18 protein-coding genes, 2 tRNA genes and 6 pseudogenes are annotated in these 21,738 nt (G+C 60.4%); 3 read left to right on the plus strand and 23 right to left on the minus strand.

Going from position 1 to position 21,738, the window contains the following annotated elements:
* Window positions 1–117 precede the first annotated feature (117 nt).
* On the minus strand, window positions 118–663 hold the full coding sequence (locus tag AC0L7P_RS12395; RefSeq protein WP_473435435.1) for a YaeQ family protein: 546 nt from the start codon (window positions 661–663) through the stop codon (window positions 118–120).
* Between the two features lie 236 nt (window positions 664–899).
* Window positions 900–1,202: pseudogene (locus tag AC0L7P_RS12400) on the minus strand (integrase core domain-containing protein); the annotation flags it as partial.
* Between the two features lie 46 nt (window positions 1,203–1,248).
* Here AC0L7P_RS12400 and AC0L7P_RS12405 point away from each other — a divergent pair.
* Both AC0L7P_RS12405 and AC0L7P_RS12410 read left to right on the plus strand, forming a co-directional pair.
* Window positions 1,249–2,652, plus strand: a pseudogene (locus tag AC0L7P_RS12405) (IS30 family transposase).
* A 4-nt stretch (window positions 2,653–2,656) separates the two neighbouring features.
* Window positions 2,657–2,929: pseudogene (locus tag AC0L7P_RS12410) on the plus strand (integrase core domain-containing protein); the annotation flags it as partial.
* On the opposite strand, the pseudogene AC0L7P_RS12415 reads toward AC0L7P_RS12410, so the two are convergent.
* The 20 genes and pseudogenes from AC0L7P_RS12415 to iscR all read right to left on the minus strand — a co-directional run.
* Window positions 2,916–3,665 (minus strand): annotated as a pseudogene (locus AC0L7P_RS12415) (IS256 family transposase); the annotation flags it as partial. The pseudogenes AC0L7P_RS12410 and AC0L7P_RS12415 overlap by 14 nt on opposite strands.
* A gap of 73 nt (window positions 3,666–3,738) precedes the next feature.
* Window positions 3,739–4,947, minus strand: a complete 1,209-nt coding sequence (locus tag AC0L7P_RS12420) for a tyrosine-type recombinase/integrase (protein ID WP_473433039.1) — start codon at window positions 4,945–4,947, stop codon at window positions 3,739–3,741.
* A 148-nt stretch (window positions 4,948–5,095) separates the two neighbouring features.
* Window positions 5,096–5,185: transfer RNA gene (locus AC0L7P_RS12425), tRNA-Ser, on the minus strand.
* Window positions 5,186–5,258: 73 nt separating this feature from the next.
* Window positions 5,259–5,975, minus strand: a complete 717-nt coding sequence (locus tag AC0L7P_RS12430) for an alanyl-tRNA editing protein (protein ID WP_473433040.1) — start codon at window positions 5,973–5,975, stop codon at window positions 5,259–5,261.
* Entirely contained in the window at window positions 5,950–8,439 is a 2,490-nt protein-coding gene (locus AC0L7P_RS12435; RefSeq protein WP_473433041.1) for a DUF3772 domain-containing protein, read from the minus strand. The genes AC0L7P_RS12430 and AC0L7P_RS12435 overlap by 26 nt, the downstream gene beginning before the upstream one ends.
* Window positions 8,436–9,412: pseudogene (locus tag AC0L7P_RS12440) on the minus strand (cysteine synthase A). The gene AC0L7P_RS12435 and the pseudogene AC0L7P_RS12440 overlap by 4 nt, the downstream one beginning before the upstream one ends.
* A 100-nt stretch (window positions 9,413–9,512) precedes the next feature.
* Window positions 9,513–10,619: an NUDIX domain-containing protein gene (locus tag AC0L7P_RS12445; protein WP_473433042.1), complete on the minus strand. Its 1,107-nt coding sequence runs from the start codon at window positions 10,617–10,619 to the stop codon at window positions 9,513–9,515.
* A 3-nt stretch (window positions 10,620–10,622) separates the two neighbouring features.
* Window positions 10,623–11,081, minus strand: a complete 459-nt coding sequence (locus AC0L7P_RS12450) for a TrgA family protein (RefSeq protein ID WP_473433043.1) — start codon at window positions 11,079–11,081, stop codon at window positions 10,623–10,625.
* Between the two features lie 168 nt (window positions 11,082–11,249).
* Window positions 11,250–11,326 (minus strand) — tRNA-Arg (locus AC0L7P_RS12455).
* A 191-nt stretch (window positions 11,327–11,517) separates the two neighbouring features.
* Complete coding sequence (locus tag AC0L7P_RS12460) at window positions 11,518–12,738, minus strand: cysteine desulfurase (protein ID WP_473433044.1); 1,221 nt, start codon at window positions 12,736–12,738, stop codon at window positions 11,518–11,520.
* Window positions 12,739–12,744: 6 nt separating this feature from the next.
* Window positions 12,745–13,335 (minus strand): YIP1 family protein, encoded by a 591-nt coding sequence (locus tag AC0L7P_RS12465; RefSeq protein WP_473433045.1) that lies wholly within the window; start codon window positions 13,333–13,335, stop codon window positions 12,745–12,747.
* Window positions 13,332–13,826 (minus strand): YIP1 family protein, encoded by a 495-nt coding sequence (locus AC0L7P_RS12470; RefSeq protein WP_473433046.1) that lies wholly within the window; start codon window positions 13,824–13,826, stop codon window positions 13,332–13,334. Before AC0L7P_RS12470 ends, AC0L7P_RS12465 begins: the two co-directional genes overlap by 4 nt.
* Window positions 13,827–13,830: 4 nt before the next feature.
* Window positions 13,831–15,111, minus strand: a complete 1,281-nt coding sequence (locus AC0L7P_RS12475) for a SufB/SufD family protein (RefSeq protein WP_473433047.1) — start codon at window positions 15,109–15,111, stop codon at window positions 13,831–13,833.
* Window positions 15,111–15,866 (minus strand): Fe-S cluster assembly ATPase SufC, encoded by a 756-nt coding sequence (gene sufC / locus AC0L7P_RS12480; protein ID WP_473433048.1) that lies wholly within the window; start codon window positions 15,864–15,866, stop codon window positions 15,111–15,113. The genes AC0L7P_RS12475 and sufC overlap by 1 nt, the downstream gene beginning before the upstream one ends.
* Before the next feature lie 38 nt (window positions 15,867–15,904).
* Window positions 15,905–16,246: a hypothetical protein gene (locus tag AC0L7P_RS12485; RefSeq protein WP_473435542.1), complete on the minus strand. Its 342-nt coding sequence runs from the start codon at window positions 16,244–16,246 to the stop codon at window positions 15,905–15,907.
* On the minus strand, window positions 16,206–16,778 hold the full coding sequence (locus tag AC0L7P_RS12490) for an FkbM family methyltransferase (protein ID WP_473433049.1): 573 nt from the start codon (window positions 16,776–16,778) through the stop codon (window positions 16,206–16,208). Before AC0L7P_RS12490 ends, AC0L7P_RS12485 begins: the two co-directional genes overlap by 41 nt.
* A gap of 58 nt (window positions 16,779–16,836) precedes the next feature.
* On the minus strand, window positions 16,837–17,052 hold the full coding sequence (locus tag AC0L7P_RS12495; RefSeq protein WP_473433050.1) for a hypothetical protein: 216 nt from the start codon (window positions 17,050–17,052) through the stop codon (window positions 16,837–16,839).
* A gap of 1 nt (window position 17,053) precedes the next feature.
* Window positions 17,054–18,572 (minus strand): annotated as a pseudogene (gene sufB / locus AC0L7P_RS12500) (Fe-S cluster assembly protein SufB).
* 23 nt (window positions 18,573–18,595) lie between these two features.
* Window positions 18,596–19,642, minus strand: coding sequence for a cysteine desulfurase family protein (locus AC0L7P_RS12505; protein WP_473433051.1), 1,047 nt, complete (start codon window positions 19,640–19,642; stop codon window positions 18,596–18,598).
* On the minus strand, window positions 19,639–20,100 hold the full coding sequence (gene iscR, locus AC0L7P_RS12510) for a Fe-S cluster assembly transcriptional regulator IscR (protein WP_473433052.1): 462 nt from the start codon (window positions 20,098–20,100) through the stop codon (window positions 19,639–19,641). The genes AC0L7P_RS12505 and iscR overlap by 4 nt, the downstream gene beginning before the upstream one ends.
* Window positions 20,101–20,264: 164 nt before the next feature.
* Between iscR and AC0L7P_RS12515 the strand changes: the two genes are divergently transcribed.
* Complete coding sequence (locus AC0L7P_RS12515; protein WP_473433053.1) at window positions 20,265–20,918, plus strand: alpha/beta hydrolase; 654 nt, start codon at window positions 20,265–20,267, stop codon at window positions 20,916–20,918.
* A gap of 139 nt (window positions 20,919–21,057) precedes the next feature.
* Here AC0L7P_RS12515 and wrbA read toward each other — a convergent pair whose 3' ends face one another.
* Window positions 21,058–21,651 carry an NAD(P)H:quinone oxidoreductase type IV gene (gene wrbA, locus AC0L7P_RS12520; protein WP_473433054.1) on the minus strand — a complete coding sequence of 198 codons (594 nt, stop codon included), beginning with the start codon at window positions 21,649–21,651 and terminating at the stop codon, window positions 21,058–21,060.
* Window positions 21,652–21,738 lie beyond the last annotated feature (87 nt).

Here is a 21,738-nt window from a genome sequence, read left to right on the forward strand (position 1 = left end):
GAAATGCCATCTGGGTCATCAGGTTCGGGCCGAAGAAGATTTTCGCATAGCAATCGGCGCAGAGGTTGGCGCGCCACTCAACAATGCAAACCCGCCATTCCGGCAGGCATCCGTGAATTAAGCAGCGGGCTTCCATTTTACCGGGGTCACGTAAACGATGCTGTCACCAACACTGACCATCACATCGCCGTCCTGAATATTGACCTGAAACTTCATCGCGCGGCTTACCAGTTTCGCAAGGTCGCTGGTGTCGGTCTCGGACAGATTTATCACCTGAAGATTATCGAAACGGGTGGTGCTGTTTTTAACTTTGTCCCACCACATCTCGGCGGTCCTGCCGCCGTAAGGATAGACGATCACCTTGCCAGCTTTGCCGCAGGATTGGCGCATCACCTTCTCGCTGGGAAGCCCCAGAGCCACCCACAGATCAAGCTCGCCGCTCAGGCTTTTTTGCCAGATGTCCGGTTCGTCATCGGTTGAAAGACCCTTCGTCATTTCCAAATGCGCATGGGCATTCAGCGCAAAAGCCAGGATGCGCACCATCAACCGCTCATCCGTCTCCGACGGGTGCTTCGCAACGGTCAGTTTATGGGTCTCATAATAATGACGATCCATGTCAGAGACCGAGAGTTCAACTTTATAGATCGTTGATTTTTGCGCCATGATCTGTCCCGAAACGCCAAAGATCGGCATGCCTACTGCGTCTGATGATCTTGTGAAAGCAGATAACAAGGCAGTGAATACTGGCGATCAAACAGGTGTTGCCCCGTTGCGTGACCCGACAGTTCAGAATGGCTGGTCCAAAACAGGCCCCCCTTCATGCGATAGTGTCCCGTGGCGTAGTGTAGGAACTGGCGCTCTGAATCGCGCCGGTTTCACCGGAGACCTATAACTTCATTTCACGCGACCATATCGAGCACGTCGCGCTGTGCATAGAAGTTCTCTTCAGCCTCTGTTGGCGGGATGTTTCCGATGGGGCCAAGCAAGCGTCTGCTGTTGAACCAATCGACCCATTCGAGGGTGGCCATTTCCAGATCCTGCATGTTGCGCCACGGTCCCTGGCGATGGACCAGTTCGGTTTTGTAGAGGCCGTTGATCGTCTCGGCGAGGGCGTTGTCATACGAGTCTCCGAGGCTGCCGACCGATGGCTCGATCCCAGCTTCGGCCAAACGCTCGGTATAGCGGATGGACAGATATTGGGCGGATTCAACCGGTCGTCGCAACACCCCGTTTTTGGAGGTGTAAATAATGACAGGAAAACGGAAATCCGAGCGCTCGACCCGTCCCAAATTATCCTCGCCAGGTCGGCCGCCAATCTGGCAGCGTGAGAATCTATGCCGGTTCTGGCGGGAGATTGCATCGGGGCTTTCGAGTGAGGAGGCCGCCGTTGAAGCGGGTGTCTCTGCTCCTGTCGGAACCCGATGGTTTCGGAGTTCTGGCGGACTGCCTCCCACACATCTTGCGCCATCGGCCGCTTGACCGAAGAGCCGTAGCCTTTCCTTCGCAGAACGTGAGGAAATAGCCCTTGAATGCGCGAGGAGCACAGGTATCCGCGCGATTGCACGGAAGGTGAAGAGATCGCCCAGCACGATCTCCCGAGAGATCAGGCGCAACTCGGCAACTCGTGGCGGAGATTACGACTACCGTGCGATCAACGCGCAGTGGCACGCTGACCGTGCAGCCAAGCGTCCGAAGGTCAGCAAGCTCGCGCTGAACCCTGCCCTGCGTGACTACGTGCAGGATCGGCTTTCCGGCCTCATTGCCGCACCGGACGGCATCGCCTTCAATGGGCCTGTTGTGGTATGGAAAGGACGGCGGGCCATTCACCGGCAGAGCCGACGCTGGTCCTCAGCCTGGAGCCCGGAGCAGATCGCGCAGCGTCTGAAGGTGGACTTCCCCGAGGACCCAACCATGCGCATCAGCCACGAAGCCATCTACCAAGCTCTTTATATTCAAGGGCGCGGCGCGCTGAAGCGGGAGCTGTCTGCCTGTCTCCGGTCCGGCCGTGCTCTCAGAGTGCCTCGCGAACGCGCACGGAACCGCGACAAGGCCTTCATCGCCGATGCGCTGATGATCAGCGACCGCCCGGAAGAAATCGGTGACAGGGCAGTTCCAGGCCATTGGGAGGGCGACCTCATTCTCGGTCTTGGCAGTTCGGCGATCGGCACGCTGGTTGAACGCACGACCCGCTTTACGATGCTCCTGCACTTGCCGCGCATGGAGGGGCACGGGACAAGGAAGTCTGCCAAAAATGGACCAGCCCTCGCCGGTCACGGTGCCGAAGCCATCCGGGATGCCATCGCGGGGACTATCCGCGGCTTGCCTGCTAACTTGCGACGATCGCTGACTCGGGACCAAGGGGCCGAGATGGCACAACACGCGCAGCTTCGGATCGACACCGGTCTCGAGATCTACTTCTGCGATCCTCAGAGCCCTTGGCAGCGCGGCAGCAACGAGAACACCAACGGCTTGCTCCGCCAATACTTTCCGAAAGGGACAGACCTCAGCCAACGCGGCGTCGACGAGTTGAGCGCCGTTGCCCATGCGCTCAACACGCGACCGCGCAAGACGCTGGGCTGGCAGACACCGGCGGAGGCTCTCGACCGGCTTCTCAGACAGGATATGATCGAAGGTGTTGCGACGACCGGTTGAATCCGCCCAATATCTGTCCATCCGCTATACCGAGCGTTTGGCCGAAGCTGGGATCGAGCCATCGGTCGGCAGCCTGGGAGACTCGTATGACAACGCCCTCGCCGAGACGATCAACGGCCTCTACAAAACCGAACTGGTCCATCGCCAGGGACCGTGACGGAACATGCAGGATCTGGAAATGGCCACCCTCGAATGGGTCGATTGGTTCAACAACAGACGCTTGCTTGGCCCCATCGGAAACATCCCGCCAGCAGAGGCTGAAGAAAGGCGGCCGTGATGGCGTCAGGGAAGCCCTTGAGGCCGTCTACGACCGCGATCAGGATGTCCTGTACCCCACGGTTTTTCAGTTCCGTCATCACGGAGAGCCAAAATTTGGCGCCCTCGTTGTCGGCGATCCAAAGACCCAGCACCTCGCGCATGCCATCCCTGTTGACGCCGAGAGCGACATAGACAGCCTTGTTCTTGACCATGCGGCTGTTGGCGTCACGGATCTTGACCCGCAGAGCATCGAAAATGACGATGGGATACATCCGGTCCAGCGCACGGGACTGCCATTCCCGAACCTCATCCAGCACCGCGTCGGTCACGCGGCTGATCAGATCTGGCGAGACTTGCAGGCCATAGACGTCCTCAAGATGAGCACGGATGTCACGGACGGTCAGACCGGCGGCATAGAGGCCGATGATCTTGTCATCCATTCCATCAATGCGGGTCTGGCCCTTCTTCACCAGTTCAGGCTCGAAGCTGCCGTCCCGGTCACGCGGAACCGCGATCGGCAACTCCCCATCCTGGCCTTTTAGTCTCTTGGCGGATGAGCCGTTACGGCGGTTGGCCTGATCGGCCGGCGCGTCCTTGCCATCCTCATAGCCCAGATGTGCCGTCAGCTCGGCACCCAGCATTCGTTCCATCAGCTTGATCTTCAGCTCTTTCATCAGCCCGGCATCGCCAAGCAGGTCTTCAGGCCGCTCGCAGCCCTTCAGTAGTTCGTCCAGCAGTTCCTTGGATATGGTCATCGTCCTTGCTCCTCTCGGGAAGCATGGACCAGATCGAAGTTACACAGAAGATCGGACACTCTCATATGGAGCGCTACCGCGATCCAAAGGCCAACGTGACAACCGACTTTTCGGCGCCCGTGACATAATTTGACCACCGCTCCATCAACCCCCGGCGCTTGTCCAACAGGTCAGATCGCGCATAGGCGCGCTCCACATCCGACCCGACCTTGTGCGCCAAACTCATTTCCGCAACCTCGCGCGGCGCGTTGGCCACCTCTGACGCCCAATCCCGGAAGGTTGAGCGGAAGCCATGCACCGTCACGCCCTCAACCTTCATCCGGCGCAGCAACATCAGCATCGACATATTGGACAGGGGCCGGTGCCGTTTCTGGCCCTCAAAGACAAAATCGGATTGCATCGCCCGCAATGGCTCAAGGATCGCGCGCATTTCATCTGTCAACGGCACCCGGTGAACAACCCCGCCTTTCATCCGGTCCGCCGAACAGGTCCACAGCCCCGCGTCAAAATCAATTTCCGGCCATTGTATCCCCAACACTTCACTGGTGCGCGAGCCGGTCAGACAGGTGAACATCAGCGCCTTTGCCGCCATGGCGTTGCGGGTTTTCAGATCAGCGTAGAAGGCTGGCACATCCTGCCACGCCATCGCGCCGTGATGTTTGGGGCGCAGCTTCACCTTTGGCAAAACCTGTGCCTCTTTGATCGCCGTGACCGGGTTTTCGCCCGACCGCAGCCCCTTTGAGCGCGCCACATCCAACACAGTTTTGATCCGCTGCGCCAAACGTTTCGCGGTTTCGTGTTTTTCGGTCCAGATTGGCGACAGGCACATCAAAACCTCGGGTTGGCCAATGCTATCGACCGGCATGCGCCCGATCTTGGGAAAGGCATAGTCGCGCAAGGTGTTGATCCATTGCTGGCCATGCTTGGCGTTTTTCCACGTGGGCATCCGCGCGATGTGAACTTGCTGCGCCACTTCCTCGAATGTCGGAACATCCTGCCGCGCGTTGAAACGTGGGTTCAGCCCCTGTTTGGCCATGCGCCGATATTCCAACGCCCGATCCCGCGCCTGATTCAATGTCACCACATCGGCACCGCCCAAGCCAAAGTCAGTGCGCAGCGGCGCGCCCATCCTGTTTTTCTGCCCCTTGACCACCACCCGAACGATCCAGCGCCGCGCGCCGCTTGGATCAACCACCAGATAAAGCCCGCCCCCATCCCCATGTCGCCCCGGCCCAAGGTTCTCGACCAGCTTCTTTGTCAGTTTTCCGGTAAGCGCCGCCATGAGATATACCACATTCCATACCACTCAAGGAAAGCATACCGGAGCAATCGAAAGAAATCCAGAACAACGGAAATTCCCGCCAAAACCTTACAGACAAAAGAAAAAGGCCGCCCAAGGCGACCTATCGAAACGCTGCAAAATCGTGGGGTGGCGGACAGACAGGGATTCGAACCCTGGAGACGGTCTCCCGCCTACACACTTTCCAGGCGTGCGCCTTCGACCACTCGGCCACCTGTCCGTGGGGCGTGAGTTAGCCAATCGCGCCGGGGATTGCAAGGGAGTTGGGCGGGAATTGCGCCCACATTGCGAACTCACGCCAGATGCAGGTAAACACGGCGGTTGCGCGCGCCCTTTTTCTCAATTTTCCCCAGACGCAGCGGGCCGATTTCGCTGGTGCGGCGCACGTGGGTGCCGCCGCAGGGTTGCAGATCAATCTGCCCGTCGCCCTGGCCGATACGCACCAGGCGCACCTGCCCTGCCCCCATGGGCGGCATCACCGACATGGTTTTCACAAGGCCCGGATTGGCGCGCAATTCATCGTCGGTGATCCAGCTTTCGCTGATCTCCAGATCGCGACTTACCAGATCATTCAGGGCGGCCTCCAGTGCGGCCTTGTCATCGGGCGCCTCGGGCATGTCGAAATCGAGCCGCCCCTTTTCGGCGGCAATCGCCCCGCCGCTGACCGGTAGCGGGATCACCACCGACAGAAGGTGCAGCGCCGTATGCACCCGCATGTGGCGCAACCGACGGCCCCAATCCAGAGTCTGGGTTACATGGGTGCCCACCGGCGGCAAGGCATCGGGCATCGCCGGTATGAGGATCAGATCGTCGCCTTCCCCCTTGAGGCAAGTGGCGATTTCGATCTCGCGCCCATCCCAGGCCAGGGTGCCGCTGTCGCCCGGCTGCCCCCCACCTGTGGCATAGAACACTGATTGATCCAGGATCACGCCCCCCTCATCGGTGAGGGCGGTTACAACGGCGGGGGCGCTGTGCAGGTACGCGTCATCGCGAAACAGAAGTATGGTCATAGATCGTCCTTTCCGGCATCCGAGGGGGGCTGGCATCTGCATCACCCGTGTCCGTCACATCATCCAGCGTCAGATAGGCACGGTCCGATGGCCCGGTTTGCGATGGGGGTGTTTCTGTCGGCCGCCCCTGCGGGGGCGCACGATGGAGCGCCTCGGGGTTGCGCAGCCAGAGATCATGTTGGGAAAAGGGGATTTCGATGCTTTCATCCCGAAACCGGGCGGCGATTTCATGGTTCATGTCGGATTTCACCGACAGCACGAAATTCACATCGCGCAGGATCGCCCGGATTTCAAATTTCAGACTGCTGGCGCCGAATTCCATGAACACCACGGCGGGGGGTGGGTTCATCACCACAAGGGGGTGCGCCTCGGCGATTTCCTGAAGAATCGTTTCAACCTGCCGGGTGTCCGACCCATAGCCAACCCCCACCGGCACAATCACCCGCCCCACCAGATTGCCACGGGTCCAGTTCGTTACGGTGCCGCTGACAAAATCGGCGTTGGGCACGATCACATCGGTGCGGTCAAAGGTTTCGATCCGGGTCGAACGCACGGAAATGTCGCGCACATAGCCCATCTGCCCGCCGACCTCGATCCAGTCGCCCTCGGAAATCGGGCGTTCGATCAACAGGATGATACCGCTGACAAAGTTCGACACGATGTTCTGAAGGCCGAACCCGATCCCGACCGACAGCGCCCCGGCCACGATGGCCAGCGACGAAAGATCAATTCCCGCCGAAACGATGGCAAAGATCGCGGCAAGGAAAATCCCCACATAGCCGGTGCCCGCCACAATGGCATTGCGCCCGCCCGTATCTATCCGGGTCTTGGGCAGCACGGACGAACGCAGTGTGCCCTGCAACAGCCGCGTCATTGCAAACCCAAGGGCAAAGACCATGGCGAAACTGATAAAATCCACTGGGGAAATATGGGTCTCGCCAAAGGAAAACCCTTCGCGAAAGCGGGTCCAGAGTTCGAGCAGGTCGGCCGAACGCACCCCCCAGATCAGCGCGAACAGCGGCAGCGCACAGATGCCAAGCAGGAAACTGATCAGAACCGGGGTCAGCGCCTCGCCGGCCTGGCGCGGGTCCAACTGCATGAACAGCGCATAGAAATCCCGCACCGCCAGACGCAGCACCGCCAACAGCCCCAACAAGGCCAGACTGCCAATCACCGCGTAAACAAGGCGCGTTCCGGCAATTTCAAATCCGACCGCCACCAACAGCGGGCCAATCACGGCCACCACGGTTGTGATCCGGCCAATCAGATGCACGATCCCGGTAAAATAAGGCACCGCGGAAACCGCGTCGTTGTCATCCTGCGACGGGGCAGCAAGATGGACAGAGGTCAACATACGTCCAAGCCGCACCAGAATCAGGCCCGCAACCACCATCAGCAGAAACGACAGAACCGCCCGTGTTCCGCTGGAATAGGCATCAAATTCAACAACCTGCCCCAACAATGCGCCACTGCACAGAACCAGCCCCAGCAGGGTGACATAAACGCGCGCCCTGTGCCGCTGCTCCAGCGGAATGGGCAGTGGCGCGTCAATTTCGACGCGCCGCGGGAACAACCGCGCGCCCAGCCAGATCGCGCCAAACGCCAGAACGCCAAGGGTCGGCAGGGTTTCAGCCGCAAGCTGCCCGCGCAGGCCCAGAAGGCCGCTCATGAAACCTGCGGCGCTTAGCGCGGTCAGCCCCAACACCGGCGCCGCGATCTGACCCAGCGAAATGACAAAGGCCAAAGCGGGGCTACTGTGACCACGCCACCCGGCATAAAACCGCAGGGTCAGCCATTCAACGGCACTGCGTCCGCGCAGCACCAGAACAAACGCAATCACCAGCAAGACTGCGATGATAACACCGTTGCCGCCCAAAGATTCAGCGCGGTTTTCTGCGTTCAGCGCCTCGCTTGTCTCATCGTGCCACGCGCGAAAACTCTTGGCCATGTCGCCAAACGCCGTGGCCCACAACGCCGGGTTCAGCGGGCTTGGCCCCCGGCGCAGCGCCTCTTCGGCCTGGCGTTCGCGGATCGTCTTGTCGATCTCGCGGATCAACCCATCGGCCCGGTTATAGGCTTCCTCGGCGCTGCGCTGCGGGGCTTTCAACTGTGCAAGCTGGCGCTCCAGCTCGGCGCGGCGCGATGCAATTTCAACCGCTTCGGGCGGGCCTTCTTCGCCCGGCGGATCACCCAGGGCAGAAATCTGCGCCTCAAGAGTGGTGATCCGGGCCTGATTGGTGCCCTGCGCCTTTTGAAATTCCTCGCGATACCCGACAATCTCGGTGCGCAGATCCTCAAGCCGCAGATCGCTGGCATTGCCCGCCTCAAGCGTGGTTTCGGCACGTCCTGCCAGATTCTCCCATGCGGTCAGATCCTGCTCGGGTTGCGCCAAAAGCGGCAGCGCCAGCCACAACAGCACAGTGACCAGCAACGCCCGCAACAGGTGCGGCGCGCGATGGCTCATTCCTGAAAGACCGACGGCAATCCGCGCCCGCCCTCGTCCAGCCATGCGGGAACAGGCAGGCCCTTTTCACGCAGGAATGCCGGATTGAACAGTTTGCTTTGATACCGGGTGCCGTAATCGCACAGGATCGTGACAATGGTATGCCCCGGCCCCATCTCGCGTGCCATGCGGATTGCACCCGCCACATTGACGCCCGACGACCCGCCAAGGCACAGGCCCTCGTCGGTCAGCAGATCAAACACCACAGGCAGGGATTCGGCATCGCCAATGCGCCAGGCCATGTCAGGGGTGAATCCTTCGAGGTTGGCAGTGATCCGCCCCTGCCCGATGCCTTCGGTGATCGAATTGCCGGGGTTTTCATCGCCGGTATAAATCTTTAACAGCCCCGCACCCTCGGGATCGGCCAGCGCCACTTTCACGCCTTTGGGCTGCAACACTTCGGCCACGCCAGCCAAGGTGCCGCCGGACCCGACAGCGCAGACAAACCCATCCACCTTGCCTCCCGTCTGATCCCAGATTTCGGGGCCGGTGGTTTCGACATGGGCCTGCCGGTTGGCGGTATTGTCAAACTGGTTGGCCCAGATCGCGCCATTGGGTTCGGTTTTCGCCAAAGCCTCGGCCAGACGCCCGGAATAACGGACATAATTGTTGGGGTTCTTGTAAGGCGCCGCCGGCACCTGCACCAATTCTGCCCCGGCAAGGCGCAGCATGTCCTTTTTTCCTGGCTCTGGGTCTCGGGAATCACGATGACAGTGCGAAACCCCATGGATGCCCCGACCAGCGCCAGCCCGATTCCGGTGTTGCCGGCGGTGCCCTCGACGATGGTGCCACCCGGTTTCAGATCGCCGCGCGCCACCGCGTCGCGGATAATGAACAGCGCCGCGCGATCCTTGACCGACTGGCCGGGGTTCATGAACTCGGCCTTGCCCAGAATGTCACAGCCCGTGGCCTCGGACGGGCCTTTCAGCCGGATAAGGGGGTGTTGCCGATTGCGGCGGCCAGATCGCGGTGAATTGTCATGTTATGGATTCCTTGCCGATACCGCCCCTGTCTAGGCGCACCACAAGGCGAACTCAAGCAAAGGCGCCGGGACGCGCGCGTTCATTCAACAGCCAATACGCCGTAAGCAAAAGCGGCGTGTTGGTGATTTCGCCGCGCCCGATCCGCGCCATCAGATCATCAAAGGCTATCACATGGGTGCGGATATCTTCCTGTTCATCATCCAGGCCCCCGGCCCCCTGCACCAGATCGGGCAAGTCGCACAGCCCGACATAGCTGATCAGGTATTCGGTCACGGCTGCCGGGCTTGGATAATGGTCGGCCACATGGCGCAACTCGCCCATGGTCAGCCCCGCCTCCTCCTCCGCTTCGCGGCGTGCCGCGGTTTGCGGGTCTTCGCCCGGATCAATCCGGCCCGCCACCGGCTCAAGGCTCCAGGGCGCGGGATCGCCACGGGTGAAGATGCCAAAGCGGAACTGTTCCACCAAAAGCACCCGGTCGCGCACCGGATCATAAGGCAGAACCGTTACCGCATCACCCATCAGGAACGCGGCGCGCGACATCGGCGCGCTTTGGCTGCCGTCAAAGCGGCGGTGGGTCAGATCCCGCTCCTCCACCGCAAAGAAATCGACATAGGGGCGGCGCACGTCCTGCGTGACAACCGCCGAGCGGTCAAACGGCGCCCCCGCGACATTCCGTGTCTGCGCGCGCAGGGCCGAGGCCGCGCGCACCCGGATCGTCCCCATCCGTTCGCGCAGCACCGCACCCGTCACCGTGCCAAACAGCGTCATCGCCTCATCTGCCGCACGCCGGGTCATCGCCCCCCAACCAGCCTGCCAATCGGCCAGCGACCACGCCTCGCCACTGGGCGGTGCCGGATCGGCAGGCAGATAGACCGTTGCAGCGCGCGCCGTACCATCAACGTCAACCGTCACCTGCCCGGTGATATACCCGAACCCTTCTTCATAAAAATGCAGCCGCGCCATAGCATCGGGGGGAACATCGCACAGCAACAGCCCCGCCGCGCCCGTCCCCGCGCCCAGCACCGGATAATCGCCGCCGCTGGCCCGCCACACCCCCTGCCCGGCCAGAACCGCAGGCGCGGCGTGCAGATCACAGCCCGCCACACAGCGCCGCAGATCACTGTCCAGCAGCGTGCCGAAAATGAAAATATCCGTCATGGGTTACTCCGCCGGGCGCCCGTTTTTCTGACCAACCCATTCGGCGATCAAACCGCAAAAAACCGCCCCGATGGCAAAGGCCGGCAACACATCATAGTTCACAATGTAACCGCCGTATTCCAGCATCAGCCGCACCATTTCCTCAAGCGCCTCGGTCGGGTCGTCATAGTACAAATCCAGCGACCGCTGAATCATTTCGCGCCCGCCCCACCACAAAAGCACCCAAAACGTGATGGCCACCCCCGCCGTCAGCCCATAGGCCGCCCCAAAGGCATAGCCTTCACCGGCCCGCCGCCCAACCACACGCCAGCCCATCAAGAACCCGATCCCCGCGTTCACCACCCCAAATGTTACCGGAATATCAGCGCCATAGGGGATATGCGGCAAAACCAGCCCGGTCACGAAAAATGCCAGCGCGGCAAACAAAAGCCCGGCGATCAACTTGGCGGCGGTAGGATACATGGGGTTAATCTGGCCTTGTCACACTAACTGGGTCAGCCGACAGTTGACCCTGTGAAAGCCTCCGGCGCAAGGGACGAGGAAAAGATTCCCCGCAACCAGGGCACCCATGCCACGACGCAGGCTTCAAAGGCCCGGCATGGGCCGCAATGAACAGGATGACAGATGTTTTGGTGCACCCAGTAGGATTCGAACCTACGACCTTCGCCTTCGGAGGGCGACACTCTATCCAGCTGAGCTATGGGTGCGCGCCGCTTCTATAACCGCCACATCGCGCACCCGCAACGTAAAATCGTGCAAAGACGGGTTGCGCGTGGCAGTCTTTTGCAAACACCCGCCAAACCCCAACGGTTCAGCGAACGGAACAGGCCCATTGGCGCGCCACGCCCGCCACGGGCGGCAAAACATGATGTGGCGCGCAAGGCGCGCCTCCGCTGGATCAGGCGAACAGATCGTGGCAAAGATCCAACGCATCAATCAACGCGTCAATTTCCTCGCGGGTGTTGTAAAGGCCAAAAGAGGCCCGGCAGGTGGCATGCACCCCCAGATGCTCCATCAACGGCCCCGCGCAATGGTGCCCGGCCCGCACGGCAATGCCGCGTTTGTCCAGAACCGTTGAAATGTCATGGGCGTGGGCCTGTCCGTCCAGCGTGAAAGAAAAGATCGCGCCCTTGTCCGGCGTTGTGCCCTGCACCTGAACCCAGTTCAGCCCGGCAAGACGCGCCGCTGCATAATCGCGCAGATCGGCCTCGTGCCTGGCGATGTTTTCCATCCCCAGATCCATCATGTATTCCAGCGCAACACCCAACCCGATCTGTTGCACGATACCGGGGGTGCCAGCCTCGAATTTCATCGGCGCGTCGTTATAATCAATCCCGTCGCGGCGCACTTCGCGGATCATGTCACCGCCGCCCAGAAACGGGCGCATCTCGGCCATCCGGTCCTTGCGCACATAAATCGCCCCGGACCCGGACGGACCATAGAGTTTATGCCCCGTCACCGGATAAAAATCACAGCCGATATCCTGCACATCCACCGGCCCATGCACCGCTGCCTGACTGCCATCCACCAGGACCGGCACGCCCTTTTCGCGCGCCCCGGCACAGATCGCCTTTACATCCACACGGGTGCCCAGGACGTTGGACATATGGGTGACGGCAATCAGTTTGGTGCGCGGCGTGATCGCGGCCAGCACGGCGTCGGGGTCAAGGGCGCCCGTGGCATCGGTTTCCACCCATTTCAGCACGACACCCTGGCGTTCGCGCAGGAAATGCCAGGGCACGATATTGGCGTGATGTTCCATCACCGACAGGATGATTTCATCGCCCGCCTGCATCCGCGGCGCGGCCCAGCCATAGGCGACCATGTTGATGCCTTCGGTCGTGCCGCTGTTCATCACGATTTCATCTTCCGATCCCGCGTTCAGGAACCGGGCCACGGTGGCGCGCACCGCTTCGTATTTGTCGGTGGCAAGGTTTGACAGAAAATGCAGCCCGCGATGCACATTGGCATATTCCATGGAATAGGCCTGGGTGATCGCATCAATCACCACTTTGGGCTTTTGGGCCGAGGCGCCATTATCAAGGTAAACCAACGGCTTGCCATTCACCTGTCGCGACAGGATCGGGAAATCGCCACGCACTGCATTCACGTCATACATATCGGATCACTCCATGCCGGGAACGGAAATTCCGATCACGGCAAGTATCAGGGACAGACCAAAGGCCAGACCGAAACTGGTCGCCAGGATCATCACAAAGGTTTTGGGAATGGATTTGAAACTGTGCAGGGTCGCGATGAAATGGGTCAGCAGCCACATGAACAGCAACAACCCGAACACCCCGATCAGCCAGGCCAGCATGGGCAGAAACAGCAGGGCAATGCTTTGCACCACCTGAAGGCACACCATCACGAATTGCAGCCAGACGATAAGAACCAGCCCATCCTGAAACCGCCCCGTACCCCCGCAGGCCCGGCCAACCCAGAAGACAATGAAAACCATTACCACCAAAAGCGACAGTTGGATCAGGCCCAGTTGCAGGGGGCTGATGAACAGCGGCGGCATCTGCGCACCGCTCCAGCCGCCGAGCAAAAGATTGCCAAGTTCGGCCAGCAGGATCGACAGAACCACGACCAGCACCAGCGCCTGCCACAGAACCTCGCGCCCCAAATTCAGCGCCATCAGCCGCTCGGCCACCGCACGGGGCGCGCGAACCGTCTGCACCGCCATGGGCAGCAGGGTGGAAAGGTTCATCATTGCGCCCGCTCCGTTCGCCATTCGACCGTCCAAAGCCCGACGCCCCAGATCCCGAGGAATGCCAGCAGCGCGGCCGCCCCCACGAGATTCAGGCCGGGACCATCGCCGATAAATCCGGCGATCAACCCCCACAGCAACCACAGCGGCGAAGCCGCCAGCAGCGCCCAGAACAGCGCCATACGCGCGCCAAACCATGTGCCCCGCCCGCCCAGCATTCGCGCAACCATATGGCTGAGCGCGGCAACAGCGTAAAGGGCCAGCGGCATGATGAACACCCAGCCGAGCAATGCGCCGCCCATCAACACCTCGAACTCCTGGCCGGTCAGGAACGCCTCGCGCGACAGGCGCGGCCATTGGGCCACAAAGATCAACGCGCAGGCAATCATCACTGTAATCAGCGCGCGATCCTCGCGCACTGCCCCGGCGGTGCGGCGCCGCAGCACCGCACCCGGCCGGCGATAGCTGGCCAATATATCGCTGGTCACACCCATTGGTTCAGCCGCGCCGCCGGGCCAGCCAGGCCGCCAGACGGTCGGTCAGATCGGCGGCAATATCCTTGTCGTCGATTTCGTTCAGGGCCTCGGCCAGGAACGACAGAACCATCAGATCCTGCGCCTCATCCAATGGCACCCCACGTGAACGCAGATAAAACAACGCTGTTTCATCAATCGCGCCGGTGGTTGACCCGTGGGAACAGGCCACGTCATCGGCATAGATCTCAAGCTCGGGCTTGGCAAGAAACTGACTGTCATCGTCCAGCAGAAGCGCCTGCGAAATCTGATAACCGTCGGTTTTCTGCGCCCCCGCCTTGACCAAAATCTTGCCCTGAAACACGCCTGTCGCGCCGTTGCGCAGCACCTTTTTGAACACCTGACGGCTTTCGCAGTTCAGGGCGTCATGGGTGATGAAAATCGTGTCATCGTGGTGAAAATCACCATCTCCCACGGCGGCACCGGCCACATGGGCCAGGGCATCATCGCCCGTCAGTTCGATCACGCATTCGTTGCGGGTCAGCACACCGTTGACCGACAGCGTAAAGGATTTGAAGCTGCTTTCGGTGCCAAGACGGGCAAAGATATGGGTCGCCGCCCGACGTTCGTGATCGCGGCCCTGAACGCGGATGTGGTTGAATACGCCATGATCGGCGACATCCACCTCCAGCACCTTGTTGAACCGCGCGGCAGCAGGGCCGTTTTCCAGCAGGGTCAGATCGGCGCCCTCTTCCACCCGGATCACATGGTGCAGCATCGCATCCGAGGTTTCATCCCGGTGCAGATAGATCAGCGAAACAGGAAGCGCCGCCTTGCCGGTGGCACGGATCAGCACGCCGTCACTGGCAAAGGCGGTGTTCAGGGCGGCAAGGGGGCGGGCAACCGGGGTTTGGCCGTTGGTTTCCAACGTGCCATAAAGGCCGCGCGCCCAGTGAATATCGCTGGCGCTGTCCAGACGATCAATCTCGACCCCGGCAAGGGTCAGATCATCGGAGGCATCGGCATCGAAAACACCATCGACAAACACGATTTTCAACTGGTCCAGCCCGTCAAACACCGGGGTTTCACCGGCATTGAACAATGCGGCCTGCGGCGCCTCGGGGGCGGTCAGGGTGTCGGGTTTGGTATAGCGCCAGTATTCATCGCGCCGATGCGGCAGGCCCATGGCCCGCAGCCGCGACACGGCATTCTGCCGTGCATCAGCCGACCACCCGGCCCCATCGGGCAGGGCCAGCGCGGCAATCCGCGCCTCGGCCAGATCGGTTTTCTGTTGTGGCAGTGCCATTACTGCACCTCCGCCATGATGTCGGCATAGCCGTTGTTTTCGACCTCAAGCGCCAGATCGGGACCGCCGGTTTTCACGATTTTCCCATCGGCCATGATATGCACCACGTCAGGTTTGATATGATCCAAAAGCCGCTGATAATGGGTGATCACAAGAAACGACCGCCCCGCATCGCGCAGGGCATTCACCCCGTCGGCGACCAGTTTCATTGCATCCACATCAAGCCCGGAATCGGTTTCGTCAAGGATGCACATCTTTGGCTCAAGCATGGCCATCTGAAGGATTTCATTGCGCTTTTTCTCACCGCCCGAAAATCCGACATTCACCGGCCGTTTCAACATCTCGGCGTCGATCTGCAATTCCTTGGCCCGGGCGCGGATCACCTTGAGAAACTCGGTCGAGCTCATCTCATCTTCGCCGCGTGCCTTGCGCTGGGAATTTACGGCGGTGCGCAGAAACGTCATGTTGCCTACGCCCGGAATTTCAACCGGATACTGGAACGCCAGAAACAGACCGGCGGCGGCGCGTTCTTCCGGGTCCATGTCCAGAACGTCGGCGCCTTGCAATTTGGCGGTGCCATCGGTCACTTCATAGCCGTCGCGCCCGGCCAGAACATAGGACAACGTCGATTTTCCCGACCCGTTCGGCCCCATGATGGCGTGGACTTCGCCCGATCCGATTTTCAGATCGACCCCTTTCAGGATGACGCGCTCATCGTCTTCAAGTTTGACGTGCAGGTTGTTGATTTCAAGCATTTGTTTACCTTCTCATCCTTCTTGGCGCCCAGGGCGCCCTATTTCACGGCCTGATCCGGCAACGTTGCGGCATAAGCCCGCGCCGCCGCCGGATCGACCAGTTCACGTTCGATCAGATGTTCGACACAGCGCAGCGCCACATCGAAACTGTCGAAAACCGTATCGGCCAGAATGGCCATATGTTTCAGGGCCTCGTCCCCGATCTTTTCGGGAAAGCGCAGCGAACGCAGGAACACCGCATCGCCATCAAGCAACTGATTGGCATGGCCGCGTTTGTTCAGCCCGGTATTCAATCCGCCGCGCAACGAGAATTGCTTCAAAAACAACATCTTGTGCAGATCAAACCCACAGCTCGCGCAGGAACCCCATTTGCGCGTCAATCAACGGCTGATCCTTGTAAAGCGGCACAAAGGCCACCTCGCTAATCACCGCCACCGCCTGGCCCAGCTTTTCGCGCGCCCCGTCATAGACCTGCATTTCGCCCCCCTGCACGTCAATCTTGAGAAGATCGAAGTCCGGCACCTCTGCCAGATCGTCAAGGCGCATTGTGGTCAGTTCGATCCTCTCTTGCACCTGCGAAGGATTTGCCAGACGGCGGAAAAACCCGGTCGTGCGGGGGTCAGGTTCCAGCAGGGACGACAGGGAAATGGATTTGCACAAATGGTAAGTGCCGGTCGTGCCATCGCCCACCGCCGCCTTGATATAGGTTTCGTTGGGCCCCGGTTTGAGGCGGGCAAAGGCCTCATCGCTGGGTTCAAACCCCCAGACATCGCAGGCGCCCATGGCCAACAACCCGCCATAGGCGTTTTCGTTAATCGGGTTCGCGCCCACCTCAACCACCCGCGTGCGCCGCTCTGGTGCCAGCAGATCAATCAGCGCCCGCGCCCGGTGTTTGTCAAACCCCCGCCCCATGTCAGCGCCTTTTGGCCACAAAACGGGCCGGAACCAAAGCAATAGGAAACATGGATCTTTATCCTTTCGTGCGCGGCCATTGGGCAGCCGCCCAACGCCCGGACAACGACCCGATCAGCCCGCTCGCGCCACCGGCAACCGCGATTTTCCATGGCTCGGCGCCCAGCCACCAGCCGGACGACACCAACATCACCAGGACCACGACACCCGCAAACACCAGCCAGTAGAACCACCCGCTGCCTTTCGGCTCTTTGATCGGGTCGAGACCGCCCATGTCAGCCCACCGACCCTTCCAGCGAAATCGCAACCAGTTGCTGCGCTTCCATGGCGAATTCCATCGGCAAAGCCTGCAACACTTCCTTGCAGAACCCGTTGACAACCAGGGCCACGGCGTCTTCCTCGCCCATCCCGCGCGAGCCGGCAGTAAAACAACTGATCGTCGTCCACCTTGGATGTGGTCGCCTCGTGCTCCACCCGGGAAGAGTTGTTGCGCACTTCGATATAGGGCACCGTGTGCGCGCCGCATTTGTCACCGATCAGCAAGCTGTCGCATTGGGTGTAATTGCGGCTGTCCTTGGCCTTGGGGTGCATCGACACGAGGCCGCGATAGGTGTTCTGCGCCCGACCTGCGGAAATCCCTTTTGACACGATGCGCGAACGGGTGTTTTTCCCCAGATGCACCATTTTCGTTCCGGTATCGGCCTGCTGGTAATTGTTGGCGATGGCAATGGAATAGAATTCGCCCTGTGAATCGTCGCCCCGCAGGATGCAGCTTGGATATTTCCACGTCACCGCCGACCCGGTTTCAACCTGGGTCCAGGACATCTTGGCCCGGTCGCCCCGGCAATCGGCGCGCTTGGTCACAAAGTTGAAGATGCCGCCCTTGCCGTTTTCGTCGCCCGGATACCAGTTCTGGACGGTGGAATATTTCACTTCGGCATCGTCCATGACGACAATTTCCACAACAGCGGCATGCAGTTGCACGGTGTCGCGCATGGGCGCGGTGCAGCCTTCCAGATAGGAAACATAGCCTTCGCGATCGCAAATGATCAGGGTGCGTTCGAACTGGCCGGTGTTTTCGGCGTTGATGCGGAAATAGGTCGACAATTCCATCGGGCAGCGCACGCCGGGCGGGATATAGACAAACGAGCCGTCGGAAAACACCGCCGAATTCAGGGTCGCGAAAAAGTTGTCGGATTGCGGTACGACCGAACCAAGGTATTTCTTTACCAGTTCCGGGTGTTCGCGGATCGCCTCGCTGATCGAACAGAAAATCACCCCGGCCTTTTTCAGTTCAGCCTGAAAAGTGGTGCCAACCGAAACGGAATCAAACACCGCATCCACCGCAACCTTGCGGTTTTCGTCGGCATTCTCGGCCCCCTCAACCCCTGCAAGGATCATCTGCTCTTTCAGAGGGATGCCAAGTTTCTTGTAGGTTTCCAACAGCTTGGGGTCGACCTCATCCAATGATTTGGGTTTGGTTTCCATGCTTTTGGGACGGGCGTAATAGAATTGATCCTGGTAATCCACCTTGGGATAATGGACCATCGCCCATTCGGGTTCTTCCATTTTCACCCAGCGGCGATAGGCCTCAAGGCGCCAGTCCAGCATCCATTCCGGCTCGTCGTTCTTTTCGGAAATCAGCCGTACGATGTCTTCGGACAACCCGCGCGGCGCGTAATCCATTTCAACATCGGTGGACCAGCCGTGTTTGTATTTGCCCGAAAGGGATTTGACGGCATCCACGGTTTCGCGGTCCACGCCTTCTTTTACGTCAGTATCAACTACATTCATCTCGATCCCCTTTCAGACCGCCCTCAGGCTGCCTTCGTCCGGTATTTCCGTTCCTGCGTCAGCCATCTGTCGGCAAAACGCTCAATTTCGTCCCGCGTGGTGTTCGGCCCCAGCGATACGCGGATCGCGCTGGAGGATGCCCGGTCGTCAAACCCCATGGCCTGCAACACCCGGCTGGCGCGCACCTTGCCACTGGAACAGGCGCTGCCGGCGGAAACGGCAAACCCGGCCAGATCCATCTGCATCACCTGTGTTTCGCCCTTCCAACCGGGCGACAGGATGCAACTGGTGTTGGGCAGGCGTGCGCCGTCTTTCCCGACAAAAATAGTCTCTTTTTCGCCAGACGCCAGTGCTGTTTCTAGAATATTTCTAAGTTGCGCAACCCCATCCCAGAGTCCATCGCTCAGATCGCGCGCGGCGGCCTCGGCGGCGGCGCCCATTCCGGCGATCCCGACAATGTTTTCGGTGCCCGAACGGCGGCCCATTTCCTGCCCGCCGCCCTTGATGATCGCCGGCACATCCAGCCCGCGCCGCAACAATACGGCGGCAATCCCTTTGGGCCCGCCAAATTTGTGGGCCGAAATCACGGCCGCCTCGGCGCCGGACCATTCAAAGGCATAAGGCAGCTTGCCAAACCCTTGTGTCGCATCGCAAAAGGCCAGACCAGCGGGCAAATTCTGCACCACGCCGGTTTCGGAATTGGCCAGTTGCAGGGCCGTGCCGGAGGGGTCAGTCACCGCAACACCCCCGGCGCCATCAACCGCCAGTGCCGGATCGCACCACGCCGTTACCGCGTCATGTTCAACCGGCGCGCAGGCCAACCCGCGCCCCGACAAAACCATGGCACAGCCCTCGGTTGCTGATGATACGAACACCACATCCGCCCCCTCGGCCCCGCAGGCCGCCGCCACCTGTGCGCGGGCGCGTTCGACCACGGCCTTTGCCGCGCGTCCCTCGCCATGCACCGACGACGGGTTGCCCACCACATCCATGGCCGCAATCATCGCGGCCCGCGCCTCGGGGCGCAGGGGCGTTGTGGCGTTCCAGTCAAGATAGGCGCGCGCATTCATGCCCCGTCAACCACCGTGAACAGGGTTGGAACCGCCGGGCACGGGGCCAATCCGTTGCCCACCACATCCGACAGCCGCGTCTGGTGCAGAAAGACGTAAACATGGGCGCTCAGCCCTTCCCACAACCGGTTGGTCAGGGATTGCGCCCGGCTGCCCGACACGCCGCCCTGCGCCCCGGCCCCGGTGTGCATCGCGCTGACGGTTTCATCCACCGCGACCAGTATATCGGCCACGCGGATTTCGATCGCAGGGCGTGCAAGGCGATACCCGCCGCCCGGCCCGCGCACCGATTCGACCAATTCAGCCCGGCGCAGCTTTACGAACAATTGTTCCAGATAGGGCAGCGAAATATCCTGTCGGCGGCTGAGTTCGCCCAGCGAAACCAGCTTGTCAGGCTCTGCAAGGGCCAGATCGGCCAGCGCAACCATCGCATAACGTCCCTTGGTGCTCAGTTTCACGGGGTTTGCCCTTTCTGACATGCCTATGGGCAGTTGACGCCGGGGGTCAGGACAATTACCTCACCCATGACCCTGCGGCTCACCGCAGATTAGAACCGTTCTAAGGTGGCCAAGCGTTTTCGTCAAGTTTGACAATGCGGCCCCCCAACTCGTCAGGGAGACATATGCCCGAGGTTATTTTTCCCGGCCCGGAAGGGCGGCTTGAGGGCCGTTACCATCCGCAAAAGAAATCCGATGCCCCCATTGCGATTATCCTGCATCCCCACCCCCAGTTCGGCGGCACGATGAACAATCGCGTTGTCTATAACCTGCACTATGCGTTTCACGCCATGGGATTCACCGTTCTGCGGTTCAATTTCCGCGGTGTCGGGCGCAGTCAGGGGGAATACGATCAGGGGGTCGGCGAATTGTCCGACGCCGCCAGCGCGCTGGATTATCTTCAGTCGATGAACCAGAACGCGAAACATTGCTGGGTTGCCGGATTCAGCTTTGGCGCATGGATCGGGATGCAGCTTTTGATGCGCCGCCCCGAAATCACCGGTTTCATCAGCGTGTCGCCCCCCGCGAACATGTATGATTTCAGCTTCCTTGCGCCCTGCCCCGCGTCAGGCCTGATCATCAACGGCAGTGCCGATCGCGTGGCGCCGCCCCGCGATACCGTGGCATTGGTCGACAAGCTGCATGAACAAAAGGGCATCACCATCACCCATACCGAAATGGAGGGTGCGGGCCATTTCTTTGAAGATCCGCATATGGAGCAGATGATCGGTGACGTCGAAACCTATGTAAAACGGCGCATGACCGAAACCACGCGCTAAAGCACTTTCGCAAAAACCTGTATCACCCAACACTGCCTGAAATCAGAGATTTCAACGCGTTGGGTGATACTGAGTGTTTCAGGTATTGCGAGAAGTGCTGTAGGGTGGTGCGCCGGGTTTCCCCGGCGCCCCTTTCTGATCAGGCCAGCAACCGGGCCGTTGTGTCCACCAGACGCTTTGCCTGAAAGGCGATGGATTTGCGGCCTGTCTCGTCCAGCTCGCCTGCGGGTTTGGAATATCCGTAAGGGTTTCCGCCATCCTCGAATTTGATCCCGTCGGCATAGCCTGGCGGCACCAGAATCGCCCCCCAATGCATCGCTGTGATATACAGTGACATGAGCGTCGTTTCATGCCCGCCATGGAGGGTTTGCGCGCTGGTCATCGCCGTAAAAGTCTTGTTAACCAGTTTGCCCTGCTGCCACAGGGGGCCAAGGGTGTCGATGAACGCGCGCATCTGGCTGGTGGCATTGCCATAACGTGTGGGGGACGAAAAATAATAACCGTCGGCCCATGTCATGTCATCATGGCTGACCTCGGGAATGTCCTGCATGGCGGCCAGTTGCTTTGCCCAGGGTTCCTGCCCCTCGACCACCTCTTTGGGCGCGGTTTCGGCGGCACGGCGCAGGCGCACCTCGGCGCCAGCCTCTTCGGCGGCGCGGGCGGCCTCGACGGCCATGGCGTGGTTGTTGCCATAGGTCGTATAAAAGATCACGGCAATCTTTGGCTTACTCATATCAATCGCTCCTGTCTGCGTTTTTGGCGTTGTCTGAACGACACTTAGGCTCTTGAAATCCGATGTCGACCTGCCCCCGCGCACAGC

The organism is Oceaniglobus sp. K40-3 (assembly GCF_055808395.1).